The sequence below is a fragment of the Campylobacter subantarcticus LMG 24377 genome (genome assembly GCF_000816305.1).
Lineage (GTDB): Bacteria > Campylobacterota > Campylobacteria > Campylobacterales > Campylobacteraceae > Campylobacter_D > Campylobacter_D subantarcticus.
Genome location: NZ_CP007773.1, coordinates 51050 through 67315, shown reverse-complemented (window position 1 = coordinate 67315; position 16266 = coordinate 51050). Strand labels below are relative to the sequence as shown.

Sequence of the window (16266 nt, the reverse complement as noted above, 5' to 3'; positions counted from 1 at the left end):
ATTATCCTTTAAGCATTGTAAGTGCTTTGATAGTAGCACGCACAACATTTGCTGAATTGTTTGAACCTAAAGACTTTGTTAGAATGTCTTTAATACCTGCAAGTTCCACGATAGGGCGTGTTGAACCACCTGCAATAACTCCTGTACCTTCGCTTGCTGGTTTAAGTAAAATTCTACTTGCGTTGTATTTTACTTCTACATCATGAGGGATAGTTGAGCCTTTTGTTTTTACTTCAACAATATTTTTAAAAGCATCATCAACTGCTTTTCTTATAGCATCTGGAACTTCTTTAGCTTTTCCATAGCCTACACCAACTAAACCTTTTCTATTTCCAACGATAACTAAAGCAGTAAATCTAAATCTTCTACCACCTTTAACAACCTTAGTAACCCTGCCGATATCGACGATTACTTCTTCAAATTCTTCTCTATTATATTTTTCCATCGATCTTCCTTTTGGGTTATAGTTTGATTCCGTTTTCTCTTAGTGCTTCAGCTAATGCTGCAATCACACCATGGTATAAATAACCATTTCTATCAAACACTGCTTCTTCTATGTTTTTAGCTTTTAAAACTTTTGCAAATTCAGCTGCTATTTTTTTAGCGCCTTCTTCGTTTGCTTTAACACCAAGTTTTCTTCCATCAACTGCTGCTAAAGTTACTGCTTTAACATCATCGATAGCTTGGATATATAAAGTTCTGTTTGATTTAAAAACAGAAACTCTTGGAAGAGCTTGTGTTCCTGAAATTTTTGCTCTAATTCTTTTTTTTCTTTTAACTCTTAAAGATATTTTTCTTTTTAATACATTTGCTCTCATATTCTATCCTTACTTCTTAGATGTCTTACCAGCTTTGCGGATAATACGCTCATCTGAATATTTAACACCTTTTCCTTTGTAAGGCTCAGGTGGTCTAAATTCACGAATTTGAGCAGCAACTTGACCTACCACTTGTTTATCGCTACCTTTGATAATCACATTGTTTTTATCAACGGTAATTTCTATGCCTTCTGGAATAGCATAGTTGATAGGATGAGAAAAACCTAAAGCAAGTTCAAGAACTTTACCTTTTAACGCAGCTTTATAACCAACACCGTTGATTTCTAAAGTTTTGCTAAAACCATCAGTTAAACCGATGATGATGTTTTGCGCTAAAGCTCTATAAGTTCCCCAATAAGCTCTACTTTGTCTATCTTCACCTTTAGGAGAGAAAAGAATTTGTCCTTCTTTAATCTCAACATTAACATTTGCTTTTGTATCAAGCTCTTTTGCTAAATTTCCTTTTTTGAATTTTAGCAAGTTACCTTCTAATTTTACTTCTACTCCACTTGGAATAGTAACTGGTTGTTTACCTATACGAGACATTTATTTTTCCTTTTTATTTGTCTACGATATGACTACTTTATAAGAATGGATACCGAATACCATAAAAAGTAGAAACTCTTACCAAATGGTACATAAAACTTCGCCGCCAACGCCTGCTTTATAAGCTTCATCGTTAGCCAAAACACCTTTTGAAGTGCTTACTATGATAGCACCATAACCGTTTTTAAATCTTTTGATCTCATCTTTACCTTTATAAACACGACGACCTGGCTTAGAAATACGTTTAACTTCGTTAATTACGCTTTTACCTTTTTCATCGTATTTTAAAACTACATTGATGAATTTCTTTTTATCTTCTTCAACAACATTAAAGCTTTCAATATAGCCTTTAGCTTGGAAAATTCCAAGTAAAGCTTCGATAACTTTAGAATGCAAAAGTTGAGTAGTTTCTAGTCTTCTCATCCCTGCATTTCTAATTCTTGTTAGTGAATCTGAAATTAAATCATTTATCATGGTTCTTTCCTCTTACCAACTTGCTTTTTTAAGACCAGGAATTAAACCTTCATTTGCCATTTTTCTTAAGCAAACTCTACAAATTCCAAAATCTCTATAAACTGAATGTGGTCTTCCACAAATTTGGCATCTAGTATACCCTCTAACGCTAAATTTAGGTTTGCGGGCAGCTTTTGCAATCATTGATTTTTTAGCCATATTACTTTCCTTTTGCAAATGGCACGCCAAATAATTCTAATAATTTTTGTGCCTCTTTATCTGATTTTGCTGTTGTAACGATAGAAATGTTCATACCATGAGTTCTTAAGATTTTATCATATTCAACTTCTGGGAACATTAACTGCTCATCTAAACCAAAGTTATAGTTTCCTCTTCCATCAAAACCATCTCTTGGAAGACCTCTAAAGTCTTTAACACGAGGAAGAGCAATAGTAATAAGCTTGTCTAAGAAAGCATACATATTGTCTTTTCTTAATGTTACCATTACACCTACTGGAAAGCCTTCTCTTACTTTAAAACCAGCAACTGATTTTTTAGCTTTTGTGATAACTGCTTTTTGTCCAGCGACCAATGAAATAGTATCTGCAACATTTTGTAATACTTTTTGATCTTTTGCTAATTCCCCAGCACCTACGCTGATTACAACTTTTTCAATAAAAGGAATAAGCATAGGGTTTTTGATATCAAATTCTTTTACTAAAGCAGCTTTGATGCTTTGATCGTATTTTTCTTTCAATCTCATCATCTTATTCTCCTGCCTTTGCTACATTTGAAATATCCATTGGCATTTCTTTATTGATAAAACCGCCATTTGGATTTTTATCACTTGGCTTAACAGCTTTTTTAGCAATTTTACAACCCTCAACAATAACTTTATTTGTTTTAGGAAATACTGCTAAAACTTTACCTGTTTTGCCTTTGTCATCACCTGCGATAACTTTAACCATATCATTCTTTTTAATTTTTAATTTCATTACAACACCTCCGGTGCTAGTGAAACAATTTTCATAAAGCCACCATATCTTACTTCACGACCTACTGGTCCAAAAATACGCGTTCCGATAGGTTCTCTTTTAGCATCAAGAATAACCGCTGCGTTTTCATCAAAACGAATTAAAGAACCATTATCTCTATGAATTTCTTTTTTAGTTCTAACGATAACCGCTTTTACCACTTGACCTTTTTTTACTTTACCATTTGGTAGAGCTTTTTTTACAGATGCAACAATCACATCACCAACAGTAGCGTATCTTCTTTTACTACCACCTAAAACCTTAATACACATTAATTCTTTTGCACCGCTATTATCAGCAACTGCAAGCCTAGTAAAACTTTGAATCATTACTCAACTCCTGCTGATACTATAGTTTTTAAGCGAAATGATTTTCTCTTAGAAAGTGGTCTACATTCAATAGCAACTACAGTATTTCCCACTTTAAGTTCATTTCTTTCATCATGAATTAAATATTTTTTAAAGCGTTTTACGATTTTTCTGTATTTTGGGTGAACCACTTTTCTTTCAACCAAAATTGTTGCTGTTTTATCTCCAGCAATTTTAACAACAATGCCTTGAATTTCTCTTTTAAATGCCATTTTCTATCCTTATTTTAAAGCGCTAATTGCAGTATTGATTCTAGCGATGTCTTTTTTAACTTCGCTAATCTCTTTAGGATTAGTTAGCTGCATTGTTTTTAGCTTTTGTCTTAAAGTAAATAAAAGCACCTTTTTTTCTTTTAGCATTGTTGCAAGCTCACCTGCTGTTTTATCTTTAATCTCAGTATATTTCATTTTGGCTCTCTCTTGTAACAAACTTAGTTTTAAATGGCAACTTATGCATCGCTAAAGTTAAAGCTTGTCTTGCCATTTCTTCATTAACCCCTGCCATTTCATAAATGATACGACCTGGTTTAATGTTCATTACCCATTCCTCAACTGCACCTTTACCTTTACCCATACGAGTTTCTAAAGGTTTTTTAGTTAGAGGTTTATCTGGGAAAACTCTAATCCAAGTTTTACCTTGTCTTTTTACAAAACGAGTTAAAGCAATACGAGCTGCTTCGATTTGACGCGAATTGATACGGCCAGCTTCAGTTGCTTTTAGGGCATAATCACCAAAAGTAAATTCAGTCCCTCTATTGGCATAACCTCTGTTACGCCCTTTCATCATTTTACGATATTTTGTTCTTTTTGGCATTAACATGATTATTTACCTCTTCTTGCTCTTCTAGTTTTTTTAGCTGGAGCGTTTTCTTCGGTTTTTTCAGGTTGAACACCCTTTTGTAAAACTTCACCTTTGAAGATCCATACTTTAATACCTATGTTTCCATAAGTAGTGTGTGCTTCTGCAAAACCGTAATCGATTTTTGCTCTTAAAGTGTGAAGTGGAACACGACCTTCTAGGTACCATTCAGTTCTTGCCATTTCAGCACCACCTAAACGGCCTGAAACTGAAACTTTAATCCCTTTAGCACCTGCTTTTTGCGCTCCTTGAATTACTTTTTTCATTGCTCTTCTAAAAGCAATTCTTTTTTCAAGTTGAGTAGCAACACTTTCAGCTGCAAGTTGAGCTGAAGCACCTGCTTTTCTTTCTTCTTTGATATTGATATTAACTTCTTTTTTAATTAGATCTTGAAGTTCTTTTCTTAAGATATCAACATCGCTACCTTTTTTACCAATAATAATCCCTGGTCTTGCAGCTACAACAGTTACTCTTAATTTTTTCGCTGTTCTTTCTACAAGAATTTGGCTAATTCCTGCATAATAAAGTTTTCTTTTTAAGAAAGTTCTGATTTTATAATCTTCACCAATATTTTCTGCTAAATTAGCTTTTGTAGGAAACCATCTTGATTCCCAATTTCTGTTAATTCCTAGTCTTAAACCAATCGGATTTACTTTTTGTCCCATATTAGCTTTCCTTTTTCACTGATGCTTTTTTAGCTTTTGTAGTTTTTTCAGCACTTGCTTCTACTTCACTAACTTCTACCAAAATGTGCGAAGTTGGCTTTCTAATACGACTAGCACTTCCTCTAGCTCTTGGTCTAAATCTTTTTAAAACCGCACCAGCATCAACACGACAACTTGAAACAACAACTTCATTTGCTTCAAATCCGCCATTTGCTACAGCACTTGAAATAGCATTTGCTATAAATTTAGCACCTTTATTTGGCATAAATTTCAAACTAGCTAATGCAAGCTCTGCATTCATACCTTGAACTTCTCTAGCAATCAATCTCGCTTTAGTTGGAGATAATCTTATGAATTTAATTAATGCTCTACTCATAAATCTCCCTTACTTACCTATTTTCTTTTGAACAGAGCCTTTGTGACCCTTAAATGTTCTAGTAGGTGCAAATTCACCTAGTTTATAACCGATATGATTTTCAGTAACATACACCGGGATAAAGCTTTTTCCATTGTGAACATTAAAAGTTAAACCTATCATATCAGGTATAATAGTGCTGCGTCTTGACCAAGTTTTAATTGGCTTACCATCGTTAGCTTTTTTAGCAGCGATGACTTTTTTCATTACATGGTCATCAACAAAAGGACCTTTTTTTAGTGACCTAGCCATCTTACTTTCCTTTTCTTCTTGAAATTATTAGCTTATCGCTAGCTTTTTTACGGCGAGTTTTAGCACCTTTAGTTGGTTTACCCCATGGAGTAACTGGATGACGGCCTGAATTTTTCTTACCTTCACCCCCACCGTGCGGGTGATCAACTGGGTTCATCGCAGAACCTCTTGTCTGAGGACGAATGCCTCTATGGCGATTTCTACCAGCTTTACCGATAGTCACATTTGACCATTCTTCGTTACCAACTTCACCGATACTTGCCATACATTCAGCTAAAACTTGTCTCATTTCACCACTAGCAAGTCTTAAGATAACGTATTTTTCTTCTTTACCCATTAATTGAGCATAAGCACCTGCTGAACGGATCATTTGACCGCCTTTACCTGGCTTTAACTCGATATTGTGTACGATAGTACCCACTGGGATGTTTCTTAATTTCATTGCATTACCTGGTTTAATGTCAAGTCCGCTTTCAGCAGCACAAACAACATCACCTACACTTAAACCTTTTGGTTGTAAGATGTATCTTTTTTCGCCATCTCTATAAGAGATCAATGCAATACGACAATTTCTGTATGGATCGTACTCGATTGCTTCAACTTTACCTTCAATACCAAATTTTCTTCTTTTAAAATCTATAATTCTGTAAAGTTTTTTAGCACCTGCTTCTTTATGACGGCTTGTGATTCTACCATTATTGTTACGTCCTGCATGAGCTGGAAGTTTTACAAGTAATGAACGCACACTAGCTTTTGCTGTGATATCATCAGAACTTATACCTGTGATGTATCTTCTACTTGGAGTATATGGTTTATAAGTTTTAATTGCCATCTTACGCCTCCGAACTTTCTAAGCTCACACCTTCTGGTAGCTTAACATAGAATTTTTTAAAGCTATTTCTTTGACCTTCACGACCTCTAAAACGCTTTACTTTTCCATCCATTTTTAAAGAATTAATTCTTACTGGAGTTACACCAAAATATTCTCTTAAAATCTCTTTTAGACCATTTTTAGTCATTTTTGGAGAAGTTTGAATAACTACAACACCTTGCTCTTGAAGGTTTAAGCTTTTTTCAGTGTAAAGTATTGTTTTTATATCAGTAATATCTGCCATTTTAACCCTCTTTTACGATAGATTCAAGCGCTGCTTTTTCAATGATAACAGCATTAAATACAGATACTAAATAAGCATTTACTTCGCTAATATCCACTACATAGCAATTTGCTAAGTTTCTAAAAGCAAGAAGTGTTTTTTCATCTAGTAAATCTTTTACAATTAAAGCATCTTTTAAACCAAGCTTTTTAATAACTGCATTTGCATCTTTTGTTTTACCGCTTTCAATGCTTAAACTATCTACTGAGAATAATGCATTGTTTTGTGCTTTATCAGCCAATGCTCTTTCAAGCGCTAAGCGTTTTTGTTTTTTATTAACTTTTTGGAAATAGTTACGATTGTTTGTAGGACCAAATGCCACAGCACCGCCAACCCAAACATTCGTTCTTGTTGAACCTGCTCTTGCACCACCACGACCTTTTTGTCTCCATGGTTTTTTACCACCACCGCTTACATCGCTTCTACCTTTAGTGTGAGCTGTATTTGCTCTAAGGCTAGCAAGATAAGATTTTACATATAAATAAAGGTTGTGAGGATTAACTTCTGCATATTTTGCTGGAAGATCGAGTTCACTAGCTTTTTCAAATTTATCATTTAAAACAGTTACTTTACTCATTTTGCAATCCTTATTTTACCCATAGCACCATTAAATCCTGGTACCGCACCTTTTACTACTAAGATGCCATTTTCTTCGTCAAACGAAACCACTTCATTTTTTACAGTAACTTTTGCATTACCATAATGACCTGCCATTTTCATACCTGGTTGAACACGACCTGGCCACTCGCGGTTACCGATTGAACCGTGGCGTCTGTGGAATCTTGAACCGTGACTTGCAGGACCTCCGGCAAATCCGTGTCTTTTAACAACCCCACTATAACCTCTACCTTTAGAATTAAAGCTTACTTTTAAAACTGTAGCTTCTTTTAAAGGGTTAAGATCGATATCGCCTGCTTCTGTATTTGCTACTTCTAAAGAAGCAAATCTATTATATTCAGCTGAAAGATTGTATTTTTTTTGCTGACCTGCAATGCATTTATTGTTTGCTTTGCCTTTTACATAAGCAACCAAAGCTTTTCCATTTTCTACTTCACATACTTTAGTTTGAACAAGTTTAAGTAAGGTTACAGGAATGCTTGGTGTGCTGATTGTTCTACTCATACCAATTTTTTCTACAATGTATTCCATATTCTATCCTTATTTACCCATAGCTCTTACTTCAACATTGACTTCAGGAGCCAAGTCAAGCTTAGTGAGTGAATCTACTGTATCTGGAGTAGCTGCTACAATATCAAGCATACGAGCATGAATTCTCATCTCAAATTGTTCACGTGAATCTTTATTGATGTGTGGAGATTTCAAAACTGTGTATCTTTTGATTTTTGTAGGCATTGGCACTGGACCTCTGATGTCAGCACCTGTTCTTTTAACAGCTTCTACAATTGCTGCAACTGTGCGATCTAGAACTCTGTGGTCATAAGCTTTTAGCTTAAGCCTGATTCTTTCCATATTTTTTCCTTTGTAAAGAACTCGTTAGATCCATAGGATTCTAACCACCATATAAATGATGTTTAAGATTATATAAAAACATACTTTGCTATGTCAAGAAATTTGTATATTTTTTTTAATTTTTTTCCTTTTTAAAAGGATAAAAATTAAATTTTATAAATTTTATAAGATTTTTTACTCATTAATAAAATCTAAGAAAAAATATAGTATGATTTCAAAATCTAAAAGGGGCATTAGCTCAGCTGGGAGAGCACAACGCTGGCAGCGTTGGGGTCAGCGGTTCGAACCCGCTATGCTCCACCATTTAGTATAAAGAAATCTATGAAATCACTACATTTTTTTTACGATAATTACCCAAAAATTTCAAAATTTGATGAAAGAAAAATTCAAATTCAAACCCATAAAAACATCATTGTAAAAGGTGGTTTTGCTAGCGGTAAGAAAAATTTGATTTTAAATTTTTTGTCTTTATATAAAGCAGAAAATATACTTTTTATTGACTGTGAAAACTTAAAATTTCAAGCAAGCGCTTTAGTAAATTTAAATTCATTTTTAACTTATAATCCACAAATTAAATTTTTAGCACTTTGTAACTTTGCCCATGATTTTGACTTTGCTAGTTTAAAACACCTTAATTTGCAAATCATAATAAGCACTTGTGATAGTAATTTTTGCTTAGATCAGTTTGAAGAACTTCATTTAGATTACTTAGATTTTGAAGAGTTTCTAAGTCTAAACAAAAAATATGCTGATACCAAAACCATGGTAAGTTATTTTTTACACACGGGGCGCAATGTGATTTTAAATCACAACTTTAACACAAACTCATCATACCTAAAAAGTTTTTATAGCCCATTAGAGCTTACCATACTCAAACAAATTGCTTTAGAGCTTGGGAATGAATTTAGTGTTAATGAGCTATTAAAGACCTTAAAAAATAGTATAAAAATTTCCAAAGATACCTTATATAAAAGCATAGAAAAACTAGAATCAAACTATACTTTGTATTTTGTAAAAAATCTTGAAAAAAATTTAAAAAAAGTATATTTTTGGGACTTTTCACTAAAAAACTCTCTAAGTATACAAAAAGACTTTAGTGCGTTGTTTGAAAATTTAATTTTAAACGAGTTGTTTAAATTTAAGCAAAAAATTTTTTATACCAAGCATTTTGATTTTTACCTACCAAGTCTTAAAAATGCATTTTTATGCTCACCCTTTAAAGACAAAGATTTGCTTAGTTTAAAAGTGAAAAAAATACTTAACAAAAATCAACTTACACTTTCAACCATTTACATCATCACGCTTTCACAAAGAGATGAGTTTTTCATAGAAGGGGTACGCGTGATGATTTTACCTTTTGATGAATGGGCTTTGGGAAATTAATCTAGCTCATCAAGTTTATGTTGTTCAATGATAGACAAAATAAGCTTAGTGTAGTTGCTTTTAATTTCTGAATATTTTTCTAAATGACTTGCTGCTTCTTTGCCATCTAGTTTTTTATTTTGACTAATAGTATTCCACCGCCAAGCTCTAAATTCTTTATAAGCATCATGGCGATTTAAATTAAGCAAGTATGAATCCACACTTTCTTGTAAGGTATCAAAAATGCGAATTTTATGAGTTTTACCCTCGCCTCTTTCTTTTGGGATCAAACCTTTTTCACCCCAAGTCCATTCACCAAATAAGTTATTCGCTTCTTTAGCAAAACGACTTATACCGGTTGCACTTTCTATAATAGCTTGAGCTATAGCTAAAGATTTTGGTACTACTTGAATGCGAACACGATATTCATGTAAATCATATAAATTTTTAACGCGATATTTTTCTTTTATAAACCATAATTTTTGTACAGCATTAGTATTTAACTTTCTAAAATTACTTTTTATAGCTTCTTTAAAGAAAAATTCTATAAATTCTTTTTCCTTTTCTATCTCTTTAAAAGAAACATCTAGTAAAGTATTGATTTTTTTGATAAAAACCTCACGCTTTTCTTTTATATTTAAGGCGTAATAATGTTCATCAAAACCTGCTATAAATTCAGCTTTTAAAATTAAAACACTGCTAAGCAAAATTATAATTAGCTTCAAAACAACACTTCACCTTTCCTCTAAAAAAAATTTGATCCTCTTCTAATCTAAAATACAAACTTTCATTGCTTTTTGGTTTTACCAAAATATCATCTTTAACTTTTTGATTTAAATATGCTAAATAAAAACAAGCCCCCATACCTGTGCCACAAGCCAAAGTCTCATCTTCTACTCCGCGTTCATATGTTCTAACTCTTATAAACTCATCATCTTCTACTTTAGCAAAATTAACATTTGCATTGTATTTTTTACGTATTTCTTTACATAAATTTACATCAAATTCATTTAAATCATCAACAAAGGTTACTATATGCGGAACTCCTGTATTACATCCTTGCCAAATTCTACCTTTATACTCAAAACCTTCTTTAATACCTTTTACTCCGCTAAGCTTGATTTCAACTATATCATTAACAATAAAAGACTTTATAAGTCCTGCACCAGTTAAGAAATTTAAATATTGAGATTTTTTTAAATAATGGTGGGCAAAATGAGCTGCTGCACGCGAACCATTACCACACATACTTGCATTACTCCCATCACAATTATAAAATTCCCACTCAAAGTCATATCTATCGTGTGGTACTATCACTATAAGCCCATCAGCACCTATACCCTCATAACGATTACAAAGAATTCTAGCCAACTCGCTACGGTCTTTTTTTTCACTATCTGTAAAAACTACAAAATCATTTCCACTTGCACAATACTTATAAAATTTCATCAATTACCTTTAAAGTGTGTTTTAAAAAATTTAGCACATTTTCTTCAAAAATCATATAACTTGAGTTATTTTTTATCACAAAATCTGTTTTTTTTAACTTTTCTTCTATATCAAGTTGCAATTGAATTCTTTTTAGGGCTTGGTTTTTGTCTAAATTGTCTCTTTGCATAAGTCTTTGAAGCAAAAGTTCCTTTGGAGTGTAAATTAATATACTTTTTCCCAAACCATAATAGTGGTTATTTTCGAAAAACAAAGGTAGTTCTATAAAAAAAGCTTTATTTTTTTGATCTAAAATTTGGGCTTTTTGCAAAATCACTTCTTTAATTTTAGAGTGTAAAAAATTTTCTAGCTTTTTTTTAGCATTTAAGTCATTAAAAACGATAGCACCAAGTTTTTTTCTATCTATTTTTCCTGCTATAATTAAATCATCATTATTAAAAAGCTTAGCTATGGAATTTGCATTTTCATTTAAAAGCTCATGGGCTATCACATCTGCACTTAAAGTATCAAAACCCAAATTTTGGACTATTTTGATAAAACTTGACTTTCCACCTGCTATGCTTGAAGTTACAAAATAAGCATTTTGCATAATTTAACCTTAAAACATTTTTAGTTAAAATACCTTTTAAATTCTTAAAGGAAGATAAATGAATATAAGCTATGAAGATGCGGGTGTAAGTATAGATAATGGCAATGCATTTGTAGAAACAATCAAGCCTTTAGTGAAAGAAACTTTCAATGAAAATGTTTTGGGCGGTATAGGCTCTTTTTCAGGTGCTTTTGCTATGCCAAGTGGGTTTAAAAATCCTGTTATGTTAGCAGCAACTGATGGAGTAGGCACAAAGTTGCGTCTTGCTATTGATAGTCAAAAATTTGACACCATAGGTGAAGACTTAGTAGCAATGTGCGTGAATGACTTGATTTGTAATTTTGCTACGCCTTTGTTTTTTTTAGACTATTATGCAACTGCAAAGTTAGATGTAGAAGTAGCTAAAAAAATTGTAGCAGGGATTGCTAATGGTTGCAAAAAGGCAAATTGTGCTCTAATAGGCGGAGAAACTGCTGAAATGCCAGGAATGTACCATAGCAATGACTTTGACCTAGCAGGTTTTTCAGTAGGTATGGCTGAAAAAGATGAGATCGATAGAAGAAATTTTGTCAAAAACGGAGATATTTTACTGGCCCTACCTAGTAGTGGACTTCATTCTAATGGATACTCTTTGGCTAGAAAAGTGCTATTTGAAGCACAAAAATTAAAATTTGATGATAAAATAGATGGTAAAAATTTAATCGATGTTTTACTTGAACCTACAAGAATTTATGTAAAAGACTTTTTAAAGTTAAAACCATTCATCAATGCACTAGCTCATATCACCGGTGGTGGATTGGTGGAAAATTTACCAAGAATTTTCCCAAAAGGAATAGGCGCGATCATTAGAAAACATCATTTAAAAACCCCTGAAATTTTTTATCAAATAGGCCAAAGTGTAGAAGAGGCTGAAATGTATAGAAGTTTTAATATGGGTGTGGGCTTAGTTATGGTAATAGATCCATCTAATGTAGGAAAAGTTTTAGAAAACTCGGATGCTTATGTAATAGGCGAAGTTGTATTAAACGAAAAGGTAATTTTAGAGTAAAATCTCTTAGAAACTCTAAGAGATTTTATTTTTTAGTTTAGCGGGTGTAATTCGTTTGCATAAAAGCTTACTGAGTTCATACCTTCTTTAATGGCCCATTCATAAGCCTTTGTCACAAATTCCCAGTTAATGTGTGCATAAAATTTTTCTAAGTATACAGGACGTGCATTACGATGATCTACATAGTAAGCGTGTTCCCATACATCAACTACTAAAAGTGGAACTTTGCCTTCTGTGATAGGTGTAGCAGCATTGCTTGTAGCTACTAGCTCTAGAGTTTGATTTTTAGTGTTATAAACTAGCCAAAACCAACCAGAACCAAATACCCCTGTAGCACCTTTGATAAATTCTTCTTTTAAATTTTCCATAGAGCCAAAGTCTTTTTCTACTGCTGCTTTAAACTCAGCACTCAAAGAACAGCCACAGCCACAACATGTTTTTGGCTTAATGCAATCAAAATAAAAATCATGATTATACACTTGAGCAGCGTTGTTGAAAATTCCACCGCTTGAGTTTTGCACAATGTATACTAAGTCTTTTCCTGTAAATTCAGTATCTTTGATAAGATTGTTTAGGTTGTTCACATAAGTTTGGTGATGCTTACCATGGTGATAAGCAAAAGTTTCTGCACTTAAAAAATCTCCAAAAACATCTACTTCATAAGGTAGTTTTCTTAATTCAAACATATCGTTCTCCTTTTTTAAATTTTATAGCATTCTAACATAGTTAAGTTAAAAAAGACTAAATAAGTCTTTATTTTTCAAAAAGTATTACTTTGCCCTGATCTAAGCTTTTTACCACATCAATAATGCGTTGATTTTTACTGCCTTTAAATTTTAAAGATAAATCTTTTTGCTCTAAAATAAACTTCCCATCTATCAAAACATCAGCTAAGATAAGTAATTCTTTCATAGCTTGCTCTTGTAATAGCTCTTCGTAAGTAAAACCTGTATATATAGTAAGATCAAGCCCTAAAGCTTTAATGTGTTTTGCTAGAATACTTAAATTTTTAGCTTGCATGAAAGGCTCCCCGCCACTAAAAGTAACTCCTTGAAGCAAAGGATTTTTGTGAATTTCATCATACAAACTTGCTAAATCTTGCAAATATCCTTTGTTAAAATCATGTGTTTGTGGGTTATGGCAACCTTTGCAGTGATGAGGACAACCTTGAGTAAAAATCACGTAACGCAAACCATAACCATCGACGATGGATTCTTTTACAACACCAGCTAGTCTAAGAAAAATCGTGTTTAATTCTTGCATGAACTTCAGCTTTTTTCGCATTGTTAAAACGATCAAGCGTTCCCACTAGATAACCTGTGATCCTTCTAATGCGTTCGAATTTAATATCATCTTCTTTTCTATGGCATTTTGGGCAAAACTCATCTATCACACCGCTATAACCACACACAGGGTCTCTATCTAGCGGGAAATTGATCGAGCCATAACCTATATTACTTTCTTTCATGCATTGTATGATACGCTTAAAGCTTTCTAGGTTTTTACTCACATCGCCATTTAACTCTACATAAGTAATATGCCCGCCGTTATTTAGCTCATGATATGGGGCTTCTATTTGAATTTTTTCATAGATACTGATAGGAAAATCCACAGGAATATGAAAAGAATTGGTATAAAATTCTTTATCGGTTATGCCTTTTAAAATGCCATATTTTTTTTGATCTAGCTTTAAAAATCTTCCACTTAATCCTTCAGCCGGAGTGGCTATGAGTGAAAAATTCAGTTTGTCTTTGAATGCTTTTTCATCGACAAATTCACGCATAAAACGCACGATTTTCAAGCCAAGCTCTCTTGCTTCTTGGCTTTGCCCATGGTGAGAACCCACCAAAGCTACTAAGCTTTCACAAAGCCCTATATAACCTATAGCTAAAGTCCCATGAGCTATAACCTTTTCTACACTATCATTTTCTTTTAAAGTATCTGAATTTATCCAAATTCTCTCGCCCATTAAAAATGGGAAATTCTTTGCTTTTTTAAGGCTTTGAATTTTATATCTATGAAGTAGTTGCTCATACACAAGCTCTAATTTTTCTTTTAAAAATGAGTAAAAAAGTTCTAAATTTCCTTTGGCTTCTATAGCTAAACGCACAAGGTTGATACTTGTAAAACTTAAATTTCCTCTACCGCTTGTGATTTCTTTACTCTTATCATAAACATTTGCCATAACCCTAGTTCTACACCCCATATAAGCCACTTCGCTGTTATAATCGCCCTTTTTATAGTATTTTGCATTAAAGCTTGCATCTAAAAAGCTAAAATTTGGAAAAAGTCTTTTAGAAGCACATTCTATAGCAAGTTTAAAAAGCTTGTAGTTTGGATCTTTTTCATTATAATTAACACCTTCTTTTACTTTAAAAATTTGTACAGGAAAAATCGGTGTTTCGCCATTTCCCAAACCTCTCATCGTAGCTTTGAGTAAATTTTCTACCACCATTTGACCTTCAAAAGAAGTATCGGTGCCATAATTTAGCGTACTAAAAGGCACTTGAGCGCCTGCTCTTGAGTTCATAGTATTAAGATTATGCACCAAAGCTTCCATAGCTTGAAAAGTTGCGTCTTGGGTTTGTTTTAATGCTCTTTTATAAGCATAAGCATTTGCTTGTTTTAAAAAACTCTCATCACTATTTAAATCAAGTCTTAAAAGCTCTTTAAAACATTCTTTTTCACTTGAGGCTTGAAAATTAGCATTTTTAAAGCATTGCTCGTCTAAACTTTGCTCTAATTTTATTTCAAAAAATGCATTTATAGCTTTTTTATACTCTTTTTGAAAAGTCTTTGACACACCTTTTGCTATAGCAAAATCAAAATTTGGTATAGATTGACCTCCATGCATTTCATTTTGATTGGCCTGCAAAGCAATGCAAGCTAAAGAAGCATAAGATCTGATATCATTTGGCTCACGCAAACTTCCATGTCCTGTACTAAAACCATTTTCAAAAAGCTTTAATAAGTCTATTTGACAACAAGTTTGTGTTAGCATATAAAAATCTTTATCATGTATGTGTATATCGCCGTTTTTGTGTGCATTTGCAATATGTTTTGGTAAAATACACTCATCTACATAGTATTTTGCTCCTTCTGAACCATATTTAAGCATCATACCCATAGCACCATCTGAGTTGATATTGGCATTTTCTCTTTTTAAATCCGCTTCTTTAGAGTCTTTAAAAGTCAAATCATCATACAAACTAAGCAAATTATAGCTACCATTGCGAATTTGCATTCTTTTTTGACGGTATAAAATATAAGATTTTGCAGTGTTAACTAAGGCATTTTTGATTAAAATCTCTTCAACTTTATCTTGAATTTGTTCTACTTGCATGTGCTTTTCATCAAGCAAAGCTACAACTTCATCACAAAGTTTGTCTAAAAAATCATTATTTAGTTTTTCATCTGTAGAGTTTATATTAGCTTTGAAAATAGCATTTTTAATCTTAAAAATATCAAATGCAACTTGACTTTTATCTCTTTTTATAATAAATTTTATCTCCATAGAATTTTTCCTAAAAAATAATCTCTAAGCACTATAAAATAGCACTTTTAAAAGATAAGTTTAGTACAAAAACTTGATGAAAAACTTAAAAAAACAAAAGAAAAATTCACATAAAAAATGTACGAATTTTATTCATTCTAACTCTTGATCGCATAAAGTTTATCAATACCACAATTTCCAAACATCTTATCAGCATTATAATCTCTTTAGATATTCCACTCATCTAGTTTGTGATGAAAACTTTGCAATAATGATGACATTTTTTCACATC

General features: G+C 32.7%; 27 protein-coding genes and 1 tRNA gene. 3 read left to right on the top strand and 25 right to left on the bottom strand.

Annotated elements, in window-relative coordinates:
• Position 1 precedes the first annotated feature (1 nt).
• The 19 genes from rpsE to rpsJ all read right to left on the bottom strand — a co-directional run bounded on the left by rpsE (position 2) and on the right by rpsJ (position 8033).
• Entirely contained in the window at positions 2-445 is a 444-nt protein-coding gene (gene rpsE, locus CSUB8523_RS00400; protein ID WP_039617161.1) for a 30S ribosomal protein S5, read from the bottom strand.
• A 16-nt stretch (positions 446-461) separates the two neighbouring features.
• Complete coding sequence (rplR, locus tag CSUB8523_RS00395; protein ID WP_039662371.1) at positions 462-818, bottom strand: 50S ribosomal protein L18; 357 nt, start codon at positions 816-818, stop codon at positions 462-464.
• Positions 819-827: 9 nt separating this feature from the next.
• The gene (gene rplF, locus CSUB8523_RS00390; protein WP_039662369.1) at positions 828-1364 is read right to left on the bottom strand and encodes a 50S ribosomal protein L6; all 537 of its coding nucleotides are present in this window, start codon (positions 1362-1364) and stop codon (positions 828-830) included.
• 78 nt (positions 1365-1442) lie between these two features.
• Positions 1443-1838, bottom strand: a complete 396-nt coding sequence (rpsH, locus tag CSUB8523_RS00385; RefSeq protein WP_039662366.1) for a 30S ribosomal protein S8 — start codon at positions 1836-1838, stop codon at positions 1443-1445.
• 12 nt (positions 1839-1850) lie between these two features.
• The gene (locus tag CSUB8523_RS00380; protein ID WP_012660824.1) at positions 1851-2036 is read right to left on the bottom strand and encodes a type Z 30S ribosomal protein S14; all 186 of its coding nucleotides are present in this window, start codon (positions 2034-2036) and stop codon (positions 1851-1853) included.
• A 1-nt stretch (position 2037) separates the two neighbouring features.
• Positions 2038-2583, bottom strand: coding sequence for a 50S ribosomal protein L5 (gene rplE, locus CSUB8523_RS00375; RefSeq protein ID WP_039662364.1), 546 nt, complete (start codon positions 2581-2583; stop codon positions 2038-2040).
• 1 nt (position 2584) lies between these two features.
• Positions 2585-2812, bottom strand: a complete 228-nt coding sequence (rplX, locus tag CSUB8523_RS00370) for a 50S ribosomal protein L24 (protein ID WP_012660822.1) — start codon at positions 2810-2812, stop codon at positions 2585-2587.
• A complete protein-coding gene (gene rplN, locus CSUB8523_RS00365) occupies positions 2812-3180 on the bottom strand; it encodes a 50S ribosomal protein L14 (protein ID WP_012660821.1) in 369 nt (122 codons plus the stop codon). Before rplN ends, rplX begins: the two co-directional genes overlap by 1 nt.
• The gene (gene rpsQ, locus CSUB8523_RS00360; protein WP_043019288.1) at positions 3180-3431 is read right to left on the bottom strand and encodes a 30S ribosomal protein S17; all 252 of its coding nucleotides are present in this window, start codon (positions 3429-3431) and stop codon (positions 3180-3182) included. The genes rplN and rpsQ overlap by 1 nt, the downstream gene beginning before the upstream one ends.
• Before the next feature lie 9 nt (positions 3432-3440).
• Positions 3441-3626: a 50S ribosomal protein L29 gene (gene rpmC / locus CSUB8523_RS00355; protein ID WP_012660819.1), complete on the bottom strand. Its 186-nt coding sequence runs from the start codon at positions 3624-3626 to the stop codon at positions 3441-3443.
• On the bottom strand, positions 3613-4038 hold the full coding sequence (rplP, locus tag CSUB8523_RS00350; protein ID WP_039648881.1) for a 50S ribosomal protein L16: 426 nt from the start codon (positions 4036-4038) through the stop codon (positions 3613-3615). Before rplP ends, rpmC begins: the two co-directional genes overlap by 14 nt.
• 2 nt (positions 4039-4040) lie before the next feature.
• Positions 4041-4742, bottom strand: coding sequence for a 30S ribosomal protein S3 (rpsC, locus tag CSUB8523_RS00345; protein WP_039617145.1), 702 nt, complete (start codon positions 4740-4742; stop codon positions 4041-4043).
• Between the two features lies 1 nt (position 4743).
• Complete coding sequence (gene rplV, locus CSUB8523_RS00340) at positions 4744-5118, bottom strand: 50S ribosomal protein L22 (RefSeq protein WP_043019287.1); 375 nt, start codon at positions 5116-5118, stop codon at positions 4744-4746.
• Between the two features lie 9 nt (positions 5119-5127).
• Entirely contained in the window at positions 5128-5409 is a 282-nt protein-coding gene (rpsS, locus tag CSUB8523_RS00335; RefSeq protein WP_039617142.1) for a 30S ribosomal protein S19, read from the bottom strand.
• Between the two features lies 1 nt (position 5410).
• Positions 5411-6241, bottom strand: a complete 831-nt coding sequence (gene rplB / locus CSUB8523_RS00330) for a 50S ribosomal protein L2 (protein WP_039662363.1) — start codon at positions 6239-6241, stop codon at positions 5411-5413.
• A gap of 1 nt (position 6242) precedes the next feature.
• Entirely contained in the window at positions 6243-6524 is a 282-nt protein-coding gene (locus CSUB8523_RS00325; RefSeq protein ID WP_043019286.1) for a 50S ribosomal protein L23, read from the bottom strand.
• A gap of 1 nt (position 6525) precedes the next feature.
• On the bottom strand, positions 6526-7140 hold the full coding sequence (gene rplD / locus CSUB8523_RS00320) for a 50S ribosomal protein L4 (RefSeq protein ID WP_039617137.1): 615 nt from the start codon (positions 7138-7140) through the stop codon (positions 6526-6528).
• A complete protein-coding gene (rplC, locus tag CSUB8523_RS00315) occupies positions 7137-7712 on the bottom strand; it encodes a 50S ribosomal protein L3 (RefSeq protein ID WP_039662361.1) in 576 nt (191 codons plus the stop codon). Before rplC ends, rplD begins: the two co-directional genes overlap by 4 nt.
• A 9-nt stretch (positions 7713-7721) precedes the next feature.
• Positions 7722-8033, bottom strand: a complete 312-nt coding sequence (rpsJ, locus tag CSUB8523_RS00310; RefSeq protein ID WP_012660810.1) for a 30S ribosomal protein S10 — start codon at positions 8031-8033, stop codon at positions 7722-7724.
• Positions 8034-8260: 227 nt separating this feature from the next.
• On the opposite strand from rpsJ, the gene CSUB8523_RS00305 reads away from it, so the two are divergent.
• Together CSUB8523_RS00305 and CSUB8523_RS00300 are read left to right on the top strand one after the other, a co-directional pair.
• Positions 8261-8336: transfer RNA gene (locus CSUB8523_RS00305), tRNA-Ala, on the top strand.
• A gap of 18 nt (positions 8337-8354) precedes the next feature.
• A complete protein-coding gene (locus CSUB8523_RS00300; protein WP_043019285.1) occupies positions 8355-9416 on the top strand; it encodes an ATP-binding protein in 1062 nt (353 codons plus the stop codon).
• Here the strand turns inward: CSUB8523_RS00300 and CSUB8523_RS00295 are convergent.
• Genes CSUB8523_RS00295 through coaE form a run of 3 tightly spaced genes read right to left on the bottom strand, consistent with a single transcriptional unit; the run spans position 9413 to position 11433 of the window.
• Positions 9413-10120, bottom strand: a complete 708-nt coding sequence (locus CSUB8523_RS00295) for a glucosaminidase domain-containing protein (protein ID WP_043019284.1) — start codon at positions 10118-10120, stop codon at positions 9413-9415. The two genes, CSUB8523_RS00300 and CSUB8523_RS00295, sit on opposite strands and share 4 nt — an antisense overlap.
• Entirely contained in the window at positions 10095-10844 is a 750-nt protein-coding gene (dapF, locus tag CSUB8523_RS00290) for a diaminopimelate epimerase (protein WP_043019283.1), read from the bottom strand. Before dapF ends, CSUB8523_RS00295 begins: the two co-directional genes overlap by 26 nt.
• Positions 10831-11433 carry a dephospho-CoA kinase gene (gene coaE, locus CSUB8523_RS00285; RefSeq protein ID WP_043019282.1) on the bottom strand — a complete coding sequence of 201 codons (603 nt, stop codon included), beginning with the start codon at positions 11431-11433 and terminating at the stop codon, positions 10831-10833. The genes dapF and coaE overlap by 14 nt, the downstream gene beginning before the upstream one ends.
• Positions 11434-11491: 58 nt before the next feature.
• On the opposite strand from coaE, the gene purM reads away from it, so the two are divergent.
• The gene (purM, locus tag CSUB8523_RS00280) at positions 11492-12481 is read left to right on the top strand and encodes a phosphoribosylformylglycinamidine cyclo-ligase (protein WP_043019281.1); all 990 of its coding nucleotides are present in this window, start codon (positions 11492-11494) and stop codon (positions 12479-12481) included.
• A gap of 32 nt (positions 12482-12513) precedes the next feature.
• Here purM and sodB read toward each other — a convergent pair whose 3' ends face one another.
• The 3 genes from sodB to CSUB8523_RS00265 all read right to left on the bottom strand — a co-directional run bounded on the left by sodB (position 12514) and on the right by CSUB8523_RS00265 (position 15995).
• Complete coding sequence (sodB, locus tag CSUB8523_RS00275; protein WP_043019280.1) at positions 12514-13167, bottom strand: superoxide dismutase [Fe]; 654 nt, start codon at positions 13165-13167, stop codon at positions 12514-12516.
• Between the two features lie 67 nt (positions 13168-13234).
• A complete protein-coding gene (gene nrdG, locus CSUB8523_RS00270) occupies positions 13235-13744 on the bottom strand; it encodes an anaerobic ribonucleoside-triphosphate reductase activating protein (RefSeq protein ID WP_152822403.1) in 510 nt (169 codons plus the stop codon).
• Positions 13716-15995 carry an anaerobic ribonucleoside triphosphate reductase gene (locus tag CSUB8523_RS00265; protein ID WP_043019279.1) on the bottom strand — a complete coding sequence of 760 codons (2280 nt, stop codon included), beginning with the start codon at positions 15993-15995 and terminating at the stop codon, positions 13716-13718. The genes nrdG and CSUB8523_RS00265 overlap by 29 nt, the downstream gene beginning before the upstream one ends.
• Between the last annotated feature and the right edge of the window lie 271 nt (positions 15996-16266).